Annotated in this window: 16 protein-coding genes; 8 read left to right on the top strand and 8 right to left on the bottom strand. The window is 42.0% G+C overall.

The genetic code is table 11. From position 1 onward, the window contains the following. Window positions 1-159 precede the first annotated feature (159 nt). From SWH54_05030 to SWH54_05015, 4 genes are all read left to right on the top strand, one after another. Window positions 160-900, top strand: a complete 741-nt coding sequence (locus SWH54_05030; GenBank protein ID MDY6790616.1) for a hypothetical protein — start codon at window positions 160-162, stop codon at window positions 898-900. A gap of 66 nt (window positions 901-966) precedes the next feature. After that, window positions 967-1,650 (top strand): hypothetical protein, encoded by a 684-nt coding sequence (locus SWH54_05025; protein MDY6790615.1) that lies wholly within the window; start codon window positions 967-969, stop codon window positions 1,648-1,650. A 362-nt stretch (window positions 1,651-2,012) separates the two neighbouring features. After that, window positions 2,013-3,176 carry a 4Fe-4S binding protein gene (locus tag SWH54_05020; protein ID MDY6790614.1) on the top strand — a complete coding sequence of 388 codons (1,164 nt, stop codon included), beginning with the start codon at window positions 2,013-2,015 and terminating at the stop codon, window positions 3,174-3,176. A 743-nt stretch (window positions 3,177-3,919) separates the two neighbouring features. Continuing rightward, a complete protein-coding gene (locus SWH54_05015) occupies window positions 3,920-4,531 on the top strand; it encodes a GAF domain-containing protein (protein ID MDY6790613.1) in 612 nt (203 codons plus the stop codon). A gap of 549 nt (window positions 4,532-5,080) precedes the next feature. Here SWH54_05015 and SWH54_05010 read toward each other — a convergent pair. The 5 genes from SWH54_05010 to SWH54_04990 all read right to left on the bottom strand — a co-directional run bounded on the left by SWH54_05010 (window position 5,081) and on the right by SWH54_04990 (window position 12,257). Then, a complete protein-coding gene (locus SWH54_05010; protein MDY6790612.1) occupies window positions 5,081-8,173 on the bottom strand; it encodes a tetratricopeptide repeat protein in 3,093 nt (1,030 codons plus the stop codon). 183 nt (window positions 8,174-8,356) lie between these two features. Beyond that, complete coding sequence (locus tag SWH54_05005; protein MDY6790611.1) at window positions 8,357-10,246, bottom strand: adenylate/guanylate cyclase domain-containing protein; 1,890 nt, start codon at window positions 10,244-10,246, stop codon at window positions 8,357-8,359. Window positions 10,247-10,719: 473 nt separating this feature from the next. After that, window positions 10,720-10,938: a DUF2283 domain-containing protein gene (locus SWH54_05000; GenBank protein ID MDY6790610.1), complete on the bottom strand. Its 219-nt coding sequence runs from the start codon at window positions 10,936-10,938 to the stop codon at window positions 10,720-10,722. Continuing rightward, window positions 10,935-11,177 (bottom strand): hypothetical protein, encoded by a 243-nt coding sequence (locus SWH54_04995; GenBank protein MDY6790609.1) that lies wholly within the window; start codon window positions 11,175-11,177, stop codon window positions 10,935-10,937. The genes SWH54_05000 and SWH54_04995 overlap by 4 nt, the downstream gene beginning before the upstream one ends. Window positions 11,178-11,534: 357 nt before the next feature. Then, window positions 11,535-12,257 (bottom strand): aspartate/glutamate racemase family protein, encoded by a 723-nt coding sequence (locus SWH54_04990; GenBank protein ID MDY6790608.1) that lies wholly within the window; start codon window positions 12,255-12,257, stop codon window positions 11,535-11,537. Between the two features lie 213 nt (window positions 12,258-12,470). Between SWH54_04990 and SWH54_04985 the strand changes: the two genes are divergently transcribed. The 4 genes from SWH54_04985 to SWH54_04970 all read left to right on the top strand — a co-directional run bounded on the left by SWH54_04985 (window position 12,471) and on the right by SWH54_04970 (window position 15,593). Further along, window positions 12,471-13,046 carry a hypothetical protein gene (locus tag SWH54_04985; protein ID MDY6790607.1) on the top strand — a complete coding sequence of 192 codons (576 nt, stop codon included), beginning with the start codon at window positions 12,471-12,473 and terminating at the stop codon, window positions 13,044-13,046. A 91-nt stretch (window positions 13,047-13,137) separates the two neighbouring features. Then, the gene (locus SWH54_04980) at window positions 13,138-14,118 is read left to right on the top strand and encodes a polyphosphate kinase 2 (GenBank protein MDY6790606.1); all 981 of its coding nucleotides are present in this window, start codon (window positions 13,138-13,140) and stop codon (window positions 14,116-14,118) included. A gap of 123 nt (window positions 14,119-14,241) precedes the next feature. Then, entirely contained in the window at window positions 14,242-15,234 is a 993-nt protein-coding gene (gene ppk2, locus SWH54_04975; protein MDY6790605.1) for a polyphosphate kinase 2, read from the top strand. A 65-nt stretch (window positions 15,235-15,299) separates the two neighbouring features. Then, window positions 15,300-15,593, top strand: coding sequence for an antibiotic biosynthesis monooxygenase family protein (locus SWH54_04970; protein MDY6790604.1), 294 nt, complete (start codon window positions 15,300-15,302; stop codon window positions 15,591-15,593). 146 nt (window positions 15,594-15,739) lie between these two features. On the opposite strand, the gene SWH54_04965 is transcribed toward SWH54_04970, so the two are convergent. From SWH54_04965 to SWH54_04955, 3 genes are all read right to left on the bottom strand, one after another. Continuing rightward, a complete protein-coding gene (locus SWH54_04965) occupies window positions 15,740-15,934 on the bottom strand; it encodes a hypothetical protein (protein MDY6790603.1) in 195 nt (64 codons plus the stop codon). Window positions 15,935-15,982: 48 nt separating this feature from the next. Continuing rightward, window positions 15,983-16,480 (bottom strand): histidine phosphatase family protein, encoded by a 498-nt coding sequence (locus SWH54_04960; GenBank protein MDY6790602.1) that lies wholly within the window; start codon window positions 16,478-16,480, stop codon window positions 15,983-15,985. A gap of 62 nt (window positions 16,481-16,542) precedes the next feature. Then, window positions 16,543-16,707: a hypothetical protein gene (locus tag SWH54_04955; GenBank protein ID MDY6790601.1), complete on the bottom strand. Its 165-nt coding sequence runs from the start codon at window positions 16,705-16,707 to the stop codon at window positions 16,543-16,545. Window positions 16,708-16,904: the final 197 nt, after the last annotated feature.

Below are 16,904 nucleotides of genomic sequence, written 5' to 3'. Positions count from 1 at the left end.
AATTTTGAGCATATGCTCATTTTCGGAACGAATTCGATCCCGACTTTGTACTATTCTGAACCGGCATCTTATTTTGACCTGTCGTTCAGTAGTAAATTTGTCTATTTATGGATCGACACTACCTAAATTTTTAATCGAATTAGACAAAGGAGGAAAGCGATGAACAGTTGTCATGCCTACAGTGTGAGTTTAGAGGCAAAGCGCAACCCAATACAAAAAAACTGGTGGGTTCTATTGTTTGGGAAAAATTACAATGACTATATAAAATATGTTGTCCTTTTGTGTATCGTCGCCTCTTTAACTGCATGTCAGGGGGTACCGCTTACAAAAGACAAAGTGGCTTCTATCCATTCGGTTTGCATCAACTCAGAAATCCAAAAACCCAAAAAAATGGATTGTTATTTTCAACAACGCCGAAGGACTTACAGTTCGAGTTCGTCTTCGCTTTTAATAACGGCAATTGCCGAAGGCCTTGATCAAGCATCAAGGGAATTTGCATTAAGAAGAACATATGCGATGTCAGGAACTTCGATAGATTCGATTTTGAAAGAGCAATTTGAAAATGAGTTGAAAAAATCAAATATATTTAATTCTGTGGTTTCTTCAGAAGGAGATGCTGAGTTTAAGTTCCAAATTATGAATTACGGTTTTAATCAAAATTACCTTGATCGTAAAATGCGGCCCAAGCTTTTGATCAAAGCATCTCTCGTAACATCCAATGAAATAATTTTATGGAATCAGCCGGTATTCTGTTGTGCAGCTGAAAATTCAGTACATTCACATTCTCTATCTGAGCTTTGCGGCCATCCGGATTTAATGAGACAGTCCCTCACCGAAGCGGTTAAAGCATCATGCATTAGACTAATCGAAGACATGCAAAGAGATTTAGAACGTAAATAAATATCGATAAAAATTGAGACAAAAACAGCAATTGATATTTAACGGAAAATTAAGAGGAGGAATTTTATGAAAGTTAGATGTGGAAGTTACAATGTTTTTTACGCTTTTCTTCTTTTTGTTTTTATGTTTGCAGGTTGTGCAACTATTAAACCATCTGCTCTCAATCAGAATGTTAACGCAATAGATATATCACAAGAGTCTATTGCAATATTTACAGTAAAAGTCGCAAACAAATACAAACCCAGTTATCAGCCCAAGATTATGTATGTTTTTGTTTGGCAAAATGACAAAGGAGGTAATAAGAAATATTCATTTAAAGTTGATGGGGAATATAGGGAGGTAGAAAATGAATATAATGAGTATCTTATCAGCTTCCAACTGCCGCCTGGAAAATATAAACTCAGAGAATTTTTTGCGCAAAGCGGAATATTCCCAGTAAGAGGTACTTTTGCAATACCGATTTACAGTACGTTTGAAATTGAAGCTAATAAAATAATTTATTTAGGTCATATAGAAGCTTATGTAAAGAAAAGGACACGTGATGATGAGTTGCGTGCCGGAATAGTCATACCGCTAATAGATCAAGCTGCAGTTGGTGCATCTGGTGGTACATTTGTAATAGAAATTAAAGACATGTTTAAAAATGATATTGCACTATTTAAAAAACAATATCATTATTTATCGGATTATAATATTGAAAACAGGACATTACCGCCGTGGAAGAACCCAAGCAAAGAAGATATGCAATAAAAATTGCTGTGATATTGCCGGATAAGGTGATATCACAAAATAGGTGATAGTTGGTAATCTCTCAATTTAGCGGTATTTTAGATATTCTATGCAGTGGCTATGAATCTTTTACTTCCGTAACTCGTCAAAGGATTTTAAATAAGCAAAAACCGAACATGAACATCATCCATTGTAACATTAATTAAGAGAGGAGGAATACCAAGGGAACCAAACACTAATGAAATAAAATAGAAAAGCAAATGGAATATTTGCTATGGCTAACTTCTTATTGTTCCGACTATCTCTCTTGACAAGCCTGTTCCCAATTCGATAAGGACATATCTTTTTCTCACCCATTACTCTTATTATGAAAGAGGTGCCGCATGAAGCAAAATGATCAGGTTTATAGCAAACTGCAAAAACACCTGAATAGTCAAGCGGTCGGGTTTCCGGCGACCAAAACAGGTGTTGAGATAAAAATATTGAAACACATTTTTACACCTGAAGAGGCTGAGATTGCCTCTTTTTTAAGCTACAAATTTGAATCACTTAAGATTATTTATAGCAAAGTCGAACATCTGGTTGAATCCCCTGAAGAACTGGAGAAAATTCTTGCTCGTATTCAAAAAAAGGGTGGAATTGAGTATAAAATTAAAAACGGTAAAAAGCATTACTGCAATGCACCTCTGGTGGTGGGGATGTACGAATTACAACTTGATCGCCTAACCCCGGAATTTATAAAGGACTTCAATAAGTATACCTCGGACAGGAATTTCGGTATCGAATTTTTAAGTACCGAACTCCCACAGATGCGTACCATACCCGTTGCCAAAAGTATCCACCCGCAGCACCAGGTAAGCACTTTTGATGAAGTAACCACCCTGCTGCAACAGGCTGAAGCCCCCTTTGTCATTTTGGAATGTATTTGCCGCAAAAAAAAATCAATGGGAGGCAAGCCCTGCAAGGTAACGGACCGAAAAGAAACCTGTCTGGCTATAGGTGACATGGCCCAGATGGTACTGGCAAACGGCGTCGGCAGGAAAATCACCAGAGACGAAGCAATGTCGATTATCGAACAGAATCAGAAAGAAGGACTGGTTCTTCAGCCGTCAAATACAAAAAAAGCGGAGTTTATCTGCTCATGTTGCGGGTGCTGCTGTGGAATGTTATACATGCATAAGATCCTGCCAAAGCCATTGGATTTTTGGGCCACAAATTTTCATGCGGTGGTGGACGAGAACACATGCGAAGGATGCGGCAATTGTGAACAAAGCTGCCAGGTCGGTGCGGTGATCGTTGCTGAAAAAGAACAGTATGCGGTGGTAAACACAGACCGTTGTCTCGGATGCGGCGTTTGTGTGTCTAACTGCCCGACTGAATCCATATCCCTGGTGAAAAATCCTGCCGAAGTCATACCGCCACAAACACGTGAAGAACTTGTTGATATTATAATGGACAGAAAAAAGGGCAAAGTGGGGAAATTATTGTTGACCGGAAAACTTTATTTCGATGCAATTCGAACAGGCCAGACGCATCTTTTGAAATAATGAAGGAAACGATTAGGCGGGTTAATCCCAAATCAACTAGACAAAGTGTGCTGATCTAAATGATATTACAACCTTCTGTAGAACTTTGATATTGGCAGAAAATCCCCGGCCCTGAGAAAAACCAATTTTTCATCTGAATCGTTAATTATCGTGGTTGTTTTCTGCACTGAAGTAATCTAAATAAATCGATAGTCTGAATTTTCTTGACATTACATTGTGGTCCATAATATTTAAACTATAATATTGTGCTCACATGAAGCTCAATCTCCAACCATTACTTATCTTAATTATTTTTGGCAGTTTCTACCCTTCGTTAAATCTATGCTAAACCTCTAAATGTTTTCCCCTCTGAAAGATACTGGTTTTCCTTAACTTTAACCTAACAATCAGGTAAAATTCAATGGAGAAACCTCTCAAATTGTGCATACCAATCTCCTAACGGGAGTTACTACATCCTTTTGGGAGTCTCAATAAGCTATCCTTCAAATTAAACTCATCTGCAGCAAAAAAGGAGACAATTATTAATAAAAGCAATGCGTTATATTTCTAAACCCTTTTCCAATGAGGAGCTTATTGCCCGGCTTAAACTCCTTTTTGAAAGCACTTATAAAAATCCTGAGAATTGACAGAGATTGAAGTGCTTTTCATGGCTTTAAATTTGTCGCGACCTCAGAAAAAAAACAGAAAATACCTGATTAACTTCATCTTTAAAGCCAAAATAAATAAACAAAGGAAGATAAATCATGGAAAAACAAGTCATCAACTATGAAACCATGCTTAAGGTTGCAAAGGCAATCTCTCACTCCAAAGACCCGGAAGAAGTTGCTTTAATGACAGTAGAAAGCATTAAAACAGCTTTGGCTGTTAAAGGTTGTTCATTGTTTTTGTTCAATCGGAAAACAAATGAACTGCAGCTGGCCACTTCATTCGGGTTGAGTGATGAGTATATAAACAAAGGACCTTTGAGTGCATTGCACTCCATTGCCCAATCGTTGGAGGATGGACCGGTGGCAATTTATGATGTGATGGATGATCCCAGAATCCAGTATCCAAAAGAAGCTCAGAAAGAAGGAATATCCTCCATACTCTCGGTGCCCATCATTGTCGGGGGCAATTTAATCGGGGCTGTGCGGGTTTATGCATCCGAACCCTTGGAGTTCACGATGGATGATGTGAATTTCGTTCAGGCACTGGCCCAAATAGCCGGAGGGGCTATAAACATGGCCAGGTATGTTAAAGGATTAAAAAGTAGCATTGAAGTTTTGAAAACGATGAAGGAAGTTCAGTCTCGACGATCCAAAAGAAGGACTCCTTATGAGGGAGTTCCCATGAGTGTACCTTCCAATTTGGATTAAATGTGATGAAGGTTAATCGGTAATGTTTGATCCCGGCCCTCTGGCAGGTTAATTGCATCATTTCGATTAGCCTGGACAGATATGTATTAAGATTAATACGGAATTGAACATCTCGACGACCTGACTCCTCTTTTGGTTGTTACTTATTGAGACCTTTGAAAAATGGCAATATATGTTCGGGGTCAAGTTGAAAATCCCGGACTTCATAAAATGCCGTTTTTAAAAGGTCTCTTCTTATCAATTCGATAGAGGTGAAAAGCGGATCTTCGGGCAGGCTGAAAAGTATGCATCTTTGTTTGCATAATTACCCGAACTGCCGGAAAGGTCTGGTGTTTTCCACTCGTTCGTATGCTGATCTCCCTGAAAAAAACATCACTTTTATACCGTTATATTTTGCTTTTTCTGCTACTTACGCAGGTCAGAATTTTTTATAGCTTAGGTATATTGCTTTAGCATTGAAAAAGCTTTCATTTTACTATAGGATTCTTTCAATCCCACCATACATGGTCAAGCAGCGGAAAGGCTTGATCACCTTATGGCAAGTATACTTCACTTCAATCCTGCTTTGCGCAAAGCATCAATATAACGCTTTTTCACATCTTTGTTTTTTTGCGGGTCTGTTCTTGCGACTTGCTCCACAGAAAACTTGGGATTGATTGTCATAATTTCTTTGGCCTGGTCACGGGCTTCATGCATTCGGCCTGCCAGGCTGTAAATGCTGCAAAGTATCACACGAGAAAGAACATTTTTGGGATTCTGCTGAACCGCTTTCTCACCCCATTTCATTGCTTCTTCATACCTGCTAATATCTCTATAGGCCGAAGCTAGAATGTGCATATACCAGCCCGGCGTGTGTGGGTCCAGACGTATGGCTTTTTTAAGGATCGCAACGGCCTCATCTGCTCTATCTACATATTTAAGCCCCATACCCAAAAATACATGGGCGTCAGCGCCGTTCGGTTCAAGATCAACCGCCCGCTGTACTTCCCGAATGCCCTTTTCATAATCCCTTCTCATGATATAGATATTGCCCAACAGACCATGGGCACCTCCCAGGGAGTCATCCAGGGATATGGCTTTTTGAGCGAGCTCCATGGCTTTTTTTAGAGACTCTCGAGGCGATTGGGTGGAGCTCAACCACACATCTATGACGTGCGTTCCGCCCAACCACCGATAGGCTTGTGCATACCCGGGATCAAGCGCAATGGCTTCCTTGGCAAGCTGCCGGGCCCTATAATTATTTTCAACAGTTTGGTGCCGTTTCAAATCACGTGCCTGCAGGATTTTTAAGTATGCATCGAGATTATCTGTCCCGCTACCAGCTACCAAAGCCTGCTCACCTTCAGTCAATTTCACCTCAAGGGCCGTAATGATCTTCATGGTAATCTCATCCTGAAGATCAAATATTTCTTTCAAACTACGATCATACCGTTCAGCCCACAGGTGATGGCCCTTTCGAGCGTCAATCAACTGTGCGGTTATCCGGATACGACCGGCGGATTCCTGAACGCTCCCCTCCAATATGTACTGTACGCCAAGGTCCTGGGCCACCTGCTGAACTTTCACCGGCTTGCCTTTATAGGTAAAGGTGGAGTTGCGGGCAATCACAAATAGTTTCTCCACTTTTGACAAAGCCGTAATAATGGATTCAGTAATCCCATCACTGAAATACTCCTGCTTGGGGTCATCACTCATGTTTGTGAATGGCAGCACGGCAATGGAGGGTTTGTCAGGGAGGGGGAGTGGTGGTTGTTCGGGAAGACCAGCCTTTCGCAAGGCGCCAATAACGAGCTCCTTATCGGCCTTATTTTTGTAAAAGAGTCTCTTTTTAAAACGTTCGAGCGAGAACTTGGGTTGTATTCTGAGCACTTCTGATGCTTCAGTACGGGCCTCCTCATCAAGGCCTGCTAAACTATACGTCGAGGCCAAAAAAAGGTGGGGAATATAAGCGTCGGGTGCGAGATTAATGGCTTTCTTAAATTGTGCAATCGCCTCCTCATAGCGTCCCGTATCGCGATAGGCAACGCCTAAGCGACCGAAATACAAGGAAGGAGGGAGAGGGTTGATGCGAATCGCCTTTTCTAAAGGCGCGATGGCTTCCTGCTGCCTGCCAGAGTAGACCAGTGCAATCCCCAACTGTGAATGGGCATCGGCCCCATTTGGATCAAGGGCGATAGCCCGCTCCGCTTCAGCAATGGCCCTCTCATACTGCCTTTTAGACATGTAGATAGCACTCAATTTCCTGTAGCAGCTCGGGTTGGACTCATCTATGGAAATGGCCTTTTGGACCAATTGGAGAGCCTGCTCAAGAGATTTCTTGGGGGATTTGCTCAAGCCAAACCAAATCTCACTGATATGGCAGCCTGCCATGGTAATGTATGGTCTTGCATACTCGGGGTCCAGGGCTATGGCCTGCTCTGCCAGCTTCCGAGCCTGAAGAAGCCCTTCTTTATTCCTATGGTGGTGTATATACCAATGGGCTTGCAAGGCATTGAGATAGGCTTCGAGGTTGCCCGTAACTTTACGCGCTGTGTTGGCTTGTTCCCCCCTTGTCAACCTCACATCCAGTGCTGACAGGATCTTCCTCGTGATCTCATCTTGCAGTGCAAAGGTGTCTTTCAGCTCCCTCTCGTATCGTTCCGCCCAGAGGTGATGCCCCTTGATCGCATCGATCAGCTGGACCGTTACGCGTACCCGGTCATCAGCCCTGCGGACACTGCCCTCCAACACATATCGCACGCCCAACTCCTCTGCCACCTGGGCAATCTTCACCGGCTTCCCCTTGTAGCTAAACGTGGAGTGGCGGTCGATCACAAACATATAGGGAACCTTGGAGAGAGCTATGATGATCTCCTCGGTCATCCCGTCACTTAAATACTCCTGCTGGGAGTCACCAGTGAGGTTGTCGAAAGGCAGCACTGCTATGGAAGGCTTTTTTGGCAGGGGATATGCCATCCTTTCCACAGAGGCAGGCTCGACATCTGGGCGGAGATAGAAGTTCCAAATTGCAAAGACACCTGCCACGATGATGAGTATAGCCACTGCACCAATCCCAGCCCATCGCCATTGCTTTGGTTTTAGCTTTGCTTCGCCGATGACCTTGCCTGCGTATTCAGTCTTTGAGAGTACTTTATAGACCCGAACTGCCTCAGCGATGTTCTTAACTGAATGTTCACCCAGATACTCATAACCGAGTTCCAGCTTGTTCTTAACCTGGTCGAAGGCTGTTCTTGAAATGCAGATTCCTCCGCCATCCGCCAGACCCTCCAATCGAGCAGCAATATTCACCCCATCTCCATAAATAGTCTGTTCCTCTTCGATCACATCGCCAAGATTGATTCCGATGCGAAACTCCATCCGCCGGTTTTCAGCAATTTGGTCATTTTTTACCTTGAGTTGTTTTTGGATCTCTACAGCACAGCGAACGGCATCCACCACACTGGGAAACTCGGCCAGCACATTGTCACCCTTGGCATCCACCACCCTGCCGTTTTGTCCCTTAATAAGACCGGTCATCACCTCGCGGTATCCGGTGATGGTGCGAACAGTGGCCTCCTCATCCTCGCCCATGAGGCGGCTGTACCCTTTGACATCGGCGCTGAGAATGGCGGCCAGTTTGCGTTTGGCTCGCTCTTCAGTCATGGAATCACCTCCTAAAAACGGTGAAAGCGGAATACAGAAATAGGTATGGAAAAGTTAGCTCGGTAAGGCCCTAAAATACAAAAGCCTCCAAGGAGGCATAATGGTGCCTCGGAGGCTTTGTGCCAGTACCTTCTGTATATATCTTTTCATGGTTTCCCTCAGAATGTATTACCTCGACTGGCCTCACTTTAGCCCAGCTTTCCTCCAGGCACTCATTAATCGATCTTGATCATCTTGATTCTTATATTTGAGACTCTTTCCCCATTTCTTGAGAGAAAACTTGGGATTTATCCTCAGCAGTTCAGCTGCCTCAATCCGAGCTTCATCATCTCGTCCGGCCATACTATAAGCCGCAGTCGCATACAGGCGACTATATGGTGAATCAGGCTCGTTGTAAATCGCTTTTCTCAATTCTGTTATTGCCTCTTCATACCGTCCCGTCCAAGCGTAGGCCAAACCTATCCCGAACAAGTAAAAATTTGGAGGGATAGGATTAAGGCGTATCCCTTTTTCATATGCCGTAATGGCGTCCTCCCACCTGCCCACATACCTATATATCATGCCCAACCATCCATAGATATCAGCAACATTAGGGTCAAGCGCGACACCCTGCTCAGCTTCTGCAACGGCCTTGTCATACTGCCGTATCATGACAAGCAAAAAACCCAACGTGGCATGACTATAACCATCTAGATCATCCAATTCGACTGCCTTTTTCACCAATGCTATGGCCTTGCCAAAAGACTCTTTAGGGGATTTACTCCTACCTAGCAATATATCATGCATGTGAGTTACGCCCAGTAATCGACTAGCCATGGCATATTTTGGGTCCAGGGCAAGGGCCTCTTGCGCCAACTGCTGGGCCAAAGCATTGCTCTCAACATTGTGCCGATATATACTCTGACGTGCTTGCATGGCCTTCAGATAAGCTTCAAGGTTTTCCGTGCCTCTTGCAGCTGTTCGGGCCTGCTCCCCTTGTGTCAGTTCTACATTAAGGGCCGTGATGATTTCTTTTGTGACCTCGTCTTGAACCACAAATAAATCGTTCAGTTTTCGATCATATTTTTCAGACCATAAGTGATTCCCCTTAATCGCGTCAATAAGCTGAGCAGTAACCCGCAAGCGACTGCCCGATTTCTGGACACTCCCCTCTAGCACGTACCTAACCCCAAGCTCCTCACTCACTTTCTGGACTTTGACTGGCTTGCCCTTATAAGTGAATGTGGAGTTTCGAGCAATCACAAAAAGTTGGGAAATCCTGGAAAGGGCGGAAATGATATTTTCACTGATTCCATCAGCAAAGTAATCCTGTTCAGGGTCTCCGCTCATGTTGTCAAAGGGCAGTACTGCAATGGAAGGCTTATCGGGAAGAAAGTGGGCCATCTTTTCGATAGAGGCCGGCTCAATCGGTGGTGGCCGGAAATAGAAATCCCAAACAGAAAAAGCTCCAACCACCACAATTAGCACAACGGCTGAGACTATGGCTGCAAAACGCCATTGTTTTGGTTTCGGTTTTTCCTCTCCGATCACCTCCCCAGCATATTCGGGCTCCATCAGCACCTTATAGACACGCACCGGATCAACAATGTTCTTGACCGAATGCTCACCCAGATACTCATAGCCAAGGTCCAGCTTGTTTTTGACACTGTCAAAAGCCATTCTTGAGATACAGATGCCGCCCCCATCCGCCAGGCCTTCCAATCTGGCGGCGACATTTACTCCATCGCCATAGATGGTCTGTTCTTCTTCGATCACATCGCCGAGATTGATTCCGATGCGAAACTCCATCCGCCGGTTTTCAGCAAGCTGGTCATTTTTTACCCTGAGTTGTTTTTGTATCTCTACGGCGCAGCGAACGGCATCCACCACACTGGGAAACTCGGCCAGCACATTGTCGCCCTTTGCATCGACCACGTGTCCATTTTGTTCCTTAATAAGGCCTGTCATCATTTCACGGTAGGCAGTGATGGTGCGAACAGTGGCCTCCTCATCCTCGCCCATGAGACGGCTGTAGCCTTTGACATCGGCGCTGAGAATTGCGGCCAGTTTGCGTTTGGGTTGGTCTTCATTCATGAAATTACCTCTTTTATAATCTTAAAAAAAAGGGAGAAAGGCAGTGATCTGGTGAAAGGCACGGCAAGTGTGGCAGCAGATCTTTTATCGCTTGTGTTAAATGAGGGTGTGTGGAAAAAGGGCGCAGAAATTTCTTATATTCGAGTTTGTCCGTATCTGCCTTCGGAACTTCTGCTGGACTAAAATATGAAAGCCTCTAATAAGGTACAGAGACCCCTTAGAGGCTGTATTGCGGCACCTTCTGTAAACATTTTTTCATGGCTCCCCTCCAAAAGTTGGGGTTATATGGTTGTGTTTACCGATGGTTGAACAAAATGAGTAATGTTCATTAAGACTGAAAATGCTGCGGTTGTCAAATGAAATTTGAAAATCGTGGTTACTGAGTGAACCAAAGTTTTATATAGGATGAGGGTAACATGAAAACCGCCCCGGCTTTTTCGGGCAGGTAAATTAACTGATTTGATGTGTTTTTATTAAGCCGTGATCGTCTGAAGTTTTGCGGGTATTTTATTCAAAATAATTTCTTTAAGATCAATTTTGCGACTTGCATTATCAATGTCAATCCCACTAATATGACCATCCTCATCATAATCTATGACGATACCTTCGGATATTTCAACGCTTTCCGCGCTTGTTTTAGAAGATAGGTCAATATAGAGCGAATCCGTTTCAGGATAATAATTTAGTTTCATGGTCTGAACCTCCTATCAGGGAAGGCATTATGAATAGTCAGCTTATCATCAAGCGTCACTACTCTTAATATACGTCCACCAAGTTCTTCGATTTCTCCCCAAAATCGAAAACGGTTATGTTCTTGACGTTCAACCTTGATGGGATTTTCTATAACCTGAATACACCACTCTTTCTTCAAATAAGGCCGTTTTCGTAATACCTCATTTTCAAAATATTCCGTATAGTTATATTCAGGCATAGATATATGATAACCTATTTAGGTTAATGTGTAAATATTTCTTTGTCTCGTTGAACATAAGATGTCGATTCATTGCGAAAGAATTTCAGCTTTTATAGTGGTTGTAAAAAACGCTAGTTATCTATACTGCTTCTCCGTGTTGGTTCGCTGCAAAAAAACTTCAACTAAAAGTTATATTGCTTTCTATCCCGACTCCAAAATATCTTCACGTGGCAGTTTTGAATGAAAAATCGGATTATAACGGAGTCATGATTTCGGCTATGATTATGGGAAATCGGAAAATCGGAAAAATTTATATTATCAAACGAAATATTTTATAAAACAAAATGATAACCATCACAAGATATGACAAGATAGCTATTTTTTTGAATCCGTCATATTTTCAGTTGGTTGTATTGCCCATTCAACCGCCTTTGCGGCATGGATGGCAGTCGTATCGCACAGTTCCACTTCGGTATCGGTTTGATTCACCAGCATACCGATCTCGGTACAACCCAGTATCACTGCTTCTGCCCCCTGGTTGGATAATTGCTCGATAATTCGAAGGTACTCTGCCTTAGAGCTTCCAATCGTTTGCCCCAGGCAGAGCTCCTGATAAATCACCTGATGAACAATATCTCTATCCGCGTCATTGGGGACAAGAACCTCTAATCCATATTTTTCGGTCAAGCGCCCTTTGTAAAAATCATGCTCCATGGTAAACGCCGTGCCCAATAGGCCGACCGTTTTAATGCCCTTACTCATTAGAAGTTCTGCGGTTGCATCAGCAATATGCAGCAGAGGAATTTGTATGGCCTTTTCTATCTCGGACGCTACTTTGTGCATGGTGTTTGTGCAAATAAGCAAAAAATCCGCACCGGCGGTCTGGATGCCAAGGGCCGCTTCTGATAGAATATTTGCCGTGCCTTTCCAATCGCCTTTGTGCTGCAGTTTTTCGATAGGATCAAAGTCCACACTGTAAAGAATAATCTTTGCCGAGTGCAAACCCCCAAGAGACTTTTTTACACCCTCATTTATCTCACGGTAATACCCAACCGTACTCTCCCAACTCATACCTCCTAAAAGACCGATCGTTTTCATGTTACTCCATCCTATTTTATAATAGTTTTAATTTGTTTCTCATATCGATTTATCAATGTCCCTGAATTTGCGCATGCTCCATATATCTGACAGTTCAACAACATAGCCATCCCCACTCGATTCGACTTGACAAGTTCATGAGATCATCTGTATTAAATAATATTCACAAACTTCCTGTTTTAGCAAAACAATTCGAGGTTAAAGGAGATTACCATGAAAAAAGACGACCTTACTCAGGTGAAAAACATCGGTCCTTCGCGCATGAAATTGCTCAACGAATCTGGGATCACCACCATCAAGCAACTTAATGAAACGTCCTTAGAGAAGCTGGCCCAGATAGAATCCATCGGCCTAAATTATGCGAAGCTAATTAAGGATGCTGTGACTGAATATTATGGGAAAAAACCTGAAAAGTTAGCCGCAACGACCACTCCCGGCAAAGAAAAGAAAGTCGTGGACATCAACCGAAATCTACGCAAACGAGTGAAAGCTCTTAATAAGCGTTTAAAAAAGGCGAGGGAAGATTTAAAGCCCTTGGGGAAAAAGAAATATCTGGCAGCATATATAGATTTTAAAAAAAGTTCCAATACACTTAAATCTCGTCTTAAGGATCTGGATAAAAAAGAGAGCGACCTTTCTAAAAAGGTTAAGAAAAAAATCATCAAAAATGTCGATGCTCTGAATTTAACTTTGAAAAAGGCAGGGAAAAAACCGAAAAAGAAAAATTATAAAAAATTAGCCCAGGAAATTAAGTCGTTTTCTAAAATACTCCGAGACACATCTTCTTAAATACCAGCAATGTTACAGGTGTGGTTTTTTCTACCGGATATTTATTTAAAAATGTTTCGAACGGGAAAAAATTAAATGAATTGGAGTAGCCATGAAACCCACGAAACAAAAAAAAAATAATAAAAAGGATTTAGAAAAGAGAATACCAGGTTCGACGGCCCAGATCAGAGATGTGGTTCAGAAAGTCGAATCGAAAATTAAATCCAGCACTCCTGATAAACGGGTTCAAAAAATACTGAAGGTTTTAAAAAAGAAAGATAAAGAAGAAATAGTCCAGGCAGTATTAGAAAAATATTACAATTCAGAAGAGTTGAAACCCTATCAGGCAGAACTTATAAGGATGCAGCGTCATCTGGAGAAAACCAAAAAAAAAATGGTTATTCTTTTCGATGGCCGGGATGCCTCTGGAAAAGGCGGAACAATCCGGCGTATTATCCGGTATATGAATGAAAAAAGGTACCGTGTGGTTGCCCTGGGCAAACCGAATGAAAAACAGAAAACAGAGCTCCATATCAAACGATATATCGAACACTTCCCCCATGCCGGCGAGATCGTTTTGTTTGACAGAAGCTGGTACAACAGGGCCATGGTTGAACCGGTAATGGGATTTTGCACTTCAGGCCAATATAGGCGATTCATGAAAAAAGTCGTCATGTATGAAAGTAATTTCATCGAAGATGCCGGCCACACCATCCTGCTCAAGCTCTATTTTTCAGTAACTAAAGAAGAACAACTCAGGCGCTTTAAGAGAAGAAAAAATGATCCGTTAAGACAGTGGAAGCTTTCTGAAGTGGATTTGCAGGCTCAAGAACTATGGGACGATTTTACCGAAAAAAAATATATACTACTGAAAAAGACGCATAAAAAAAAGTCGCCCTGGTATATCATCCGATCCGACGATAAGCATCTGGCTCGGCGTGAAACCATGAAGGTGATCCTCAATGCGGTGCGCTACAAAGGTAGAAACCGCAAACTGAATTTTACCACGGATCCAAATATTGTTATTCCAGGGGATAAGGAACTAAAATTAATGAAAAAACAGCAAAAAAAATACGGCAAATCTCTGGCATGACCCCTTGGGCAACTCCGGACCGATTTTTTACCTGACAGCGCGTGAAAGTGCCGATCCCGGATGAGCCGTAAAAAACAAATAACAAATCGAAAATAATATCCAATTACCAAAGTGGGGGGAAAGATGGGAAAAGAAAATAAAAAAAAATCCAAAAGGCTAAAGCCGAAAAAAGAAAAGGCTATTTCGCTCAAGGAAAAGGATTCATCAAAGGCAAAAAAGAACATCAGTAAAAAAGCTAAAAAGAAATTAAAAAAGAAAAAATTATCCGAACACACCGCCTTTAAGAATAAAGATAAGAAAAAAAAGAAAAATCGTAAGGCCGTTTGGGTAAAAGAATTTACCCTCGAATATGAACAGGAGTTACACAAGCTGCAGATCGAACTTTTAAAAATGCAAAAGCATGTCAGGGCTAATGGGCTGCGCATATTGGCGTTATTTGAAGGACGTGATGCCGCGGGCAAAGGTGGTACGATTAAAAGGATTATTGAGCATTTGAATCCACGGGGTACCCGGGTGGTGGCCCTTGTCGCACCTGACGATACGGAACAGACACAATGGTATTTTCAAAGATATATTCAACACCTCCCGTCAGCCGGAGAAATAGTACTTTTCGACCGCAGTTGGTATAATCGTGCCATGGTTGAACCTGTAATGGATTTTTGCACCGATGAGCAAAACAAACGCTTTTTAAAAGATGTACCCATGCTGGAAGAGATGCTGGTGAAAGACGGCATTATTCTGTTCAAATTTTTCTTCTCTGTTTCCAAAGAGGAACAGTTACAGCGATTTGACTCGAGAGAGACAGATCCGCTAAAACAGTATAAAATTTCTCCGGTTGACAGAATGGCTCAGGAAATGTGGGATGATTACACGGTAAGAAAGTTTCAGATGCTCAACGAAACAAACCGGACGATTGCCCGCTGGACGATCATTCGATCGGATAATAAGAAATTGGCGAGACTCAACTGCATAAAGTATATTTTATCAAAAATCAAATATGAAGGTAGAATCCCTAAAAAGGAGCTAAAGACCGACCCTGACATTTTGATATCAGGCATTGACGAAATTAGATATATGGAAGAACACTTAATGGAACCTTATGTGTTACCCGGATAACAATGTCTGAAAATTTATACGACTTAAGGGAGTGATTTGAATCGAAGCAAAACGGGGAGGATAAAATGGCTGTTCAGGTTATCATCAAACGCAAATTCAAGGTCGATAATCCAGAGGAATTAATTCCTCTTCTCACGGAATTACGTATGCGTGCGAAAGAGCAACCCGGCTATATTTCAGGCGAAACATTAAGAAGTCTCAATAATCCTGAAGATTACCTGGTTTTTAGCAAATGGGAGACGGCAGACGACTGGAATAAATGGTTTCGCAGCAAAGAAAGAAGGGATATTCAGGGTGAAGTGGATTCGCTGCTCGGAGAAAAAACTTTTTACGAAATTTTTGAGCCCGTGAGTCATTGAAAGACGGCCGTCTTAATAAAAAAGGATAACCCAGCCGCATGAAGTCGAATTGCCGTTTGCCCTGAAACCTTTGCAAAAAGGGATGTTTCGCAGTCTGCGTTTACTGCAAAGGTCTCATGGCATCGATTCAGTAGCGAATATTCATTCTATTTCTTTGTCTTGTTTTTTTTACCCTTTTTTCCTTTTTTCTTTCCCTTTCCTTTTTTTTGTTTCTTTTTTTCTTTTTTCTTAGCTTTTTCTTTCTTCTTTTCTTTTTTCTTAGTTTTTTCTTTTTTCTTTGCCTTTTCTTTTTCGTTCCCTTCTTTCTTGGCTTCTTCTATCTTTTCTTCTTCCTCTACCATGGTTCCAACCTCCTTTTAAGTTTGTTTAGATATGGCTTGCCCCGCGAATCAAGAAGCATGCTTCTTGGGAAACTCAAAAAATTTTAATTTACCGCAGTGTGCAGAAATTTTTGCCCATAATGAGATGTCTAAATCCACGCAAAATATGCCGCAGGTCGGAATATTACTGATCGACCGACCACCGAAATAATTGGCCAAGTCGGTTAGTGCCGGATTATGGCCTACAACCATCACCTTATTTACGGCATCGTCCATTTGTTTAATAAAATGTATTAAAGCATTTGCACTGACATGATAAATGGCTTCACTGTATCGAATTTTATCGAGAGGATATTTGATCTTATCGGCAATGATTCTTGCTGTCATTGCGGCTCTGTTTGCCGGGCTGGATATTACGAGGTCTGGGGCCACCTTTAATTTTTTAAGTATTTTCCCCATAAGCGGAGCACTCTTGCGACCGCGCTTGTTCAGAGGTCTTTCAAAATCATCCAGGTGAGGATATTTCCAACTTGATTTGGCATGTCTGACCAGATAGAGAGTTTTCATTTTATCGTACCTATGGCAGATAAAGGAAAAGTTTTACTAAATGATACTATTGTTAAAATATACTACTTTAATTTAGAGGGTTTATGCAACCATTTTTTTTTATCCGCTACTCGTCCGCACTTTTTACACACGAATGTTGGATTTTTTACGATATCTACAAGTTTATTGAATTTTTTAGCTATATCCTCCTCTTTCCATTTACAAAGCCGTTTTACCTTTTTCGCCATTTTGTCCTCCTGAAAATCCACCCATCAAGATTTAAACTGTTAAAGATAAGGCTGAAAATTTTACTACAGCCTTAATTGCGCATATGCGAGCCGACGGTTTCGATCAATATCAATTTGCATATGGTTCCATTTACGTTGCGCCAGGATCCTTCTTTGACCAAAAATTTTCTTTCGATTTCTTTGCCGGTCACATCCTT

Source organism: Thermodesulfobacteriota bacterium (assembly GCA_034189135.1).
Classification (GTDB): Bacteria; Desulfobacterota; Desulfobacteria; order Desulfobacterales; family JAUWMJ01; genus JAUWMJ01.
The sequence above is the reverse complement of the archived record's forward strand: the minus strand, read 5'-3'. Positions and strand labels throughout refer to the sequence as shown.

Coding starts and splice junctions, on each gene's coding strand:
- SWH54_05030 (MDY6790616.1), top strand. CDS start 160: ATGAACAGTTGTCATGCCTACAGTGTGAGTTTAGAGGCAAAGCGCAAC.
- SWH54_05025 (MDY6790615.1), top strand. CDS start 967: ATGAAAGTTAGATGTGGAAGTTACAATGTTTTTTACGCTTTTCTTCTT.
- SWH54_05020 (MDY6790614.1), top strand. CDS start 2,013: ATGAAGCAAAATGATCAGGTTTATAGCAAACTGCAAAAACACCTGAAT.
- SWH54_05015 (MDY6790613.1), top strand. CDS start 3,920: ATGGAAAAACAAGTCATCAACTATGAAACCATGCTTAAGGTTGCAAAG.
- SWH54_05010 (MDY6790612.1), bottom strand. CDS start 8,173: ATGACTGAAGAGCGAGCCAAACGCAAACTGGCCGCCATTCTCAGCGCC.
- SWH54_05005 (MDY6790611.1), bottom strand. CDS start 10,246: ATGAATGAAGACCAACCCAAACGCAAACTGGCCGCAATTCTCAGCGCC.
- SWH54_05000 (MDY6790610.1), bottom strand. CDS start 10,938: ATGAAACTAAATTATTATCCTGAAACGGATTCGCTCTATATTGACCTA.
- SWH54_04995 (MDY6790609.1), bottom strand. CDS start 11,177: ATGCCTGAATATAACTATACGGAATATTTTGAAAATGAGGTATTACGA.
- SWH54_04990 (MDY6790608.1), bottom strand. CDS start 12,257: ATGAAAACGATCGGTCTTTTAGGAGGTATGAGTTGGGAGAGTACGGTT.
- SWH54_04985 (MDY6790607.1), top strand. CDS start 12,471: ATGAAAAAAGACGACCTTACTCAGGTGAAAAACATCGGTCCTTCGCGC.
- SWH54_04980 (MDY6790606.1), top strand. CDS start 13,138: ATGAAACCCACGAAACAAAAAAAAAATAATAAAAAGGATTTAGAAAAG.
- ppk2 (MDY6790605.1), top strand. CDS start 14,242: ATGGGAAAAGAAAATAAAAAAAAATCCAAAAGGCTAAAGCCGAAAAAA.
- SWH54_04970 (MDY6790604.1), top strand. CDS start 15,300: ATGGCTGTTCAGGTTATCATCAAACGCAAATTCAAGGTCGATAATCCA.
- SWH54_04965 (MDY6790603.1), bottom strand. CDS start 15,934: ATGGTAGAGGAAGAAGAAAAGATAGAAGAAGCCAAGAAAGAAGGGAAC.
- SWH54_04960 (MDY6790602.1), bottom strand. CDS start 16,480: ATGAAAACTCTCTATCTGGTCAGACATGCCAAATCAAGTTGGAAATAT.
- SWH54_04955 (MDY6790601.1), bottom strand. CDS start 16,707: ATGGCGAAAAAGGTAAAACGGCTTTGTAAATGGAAAGAGGAGGATATA.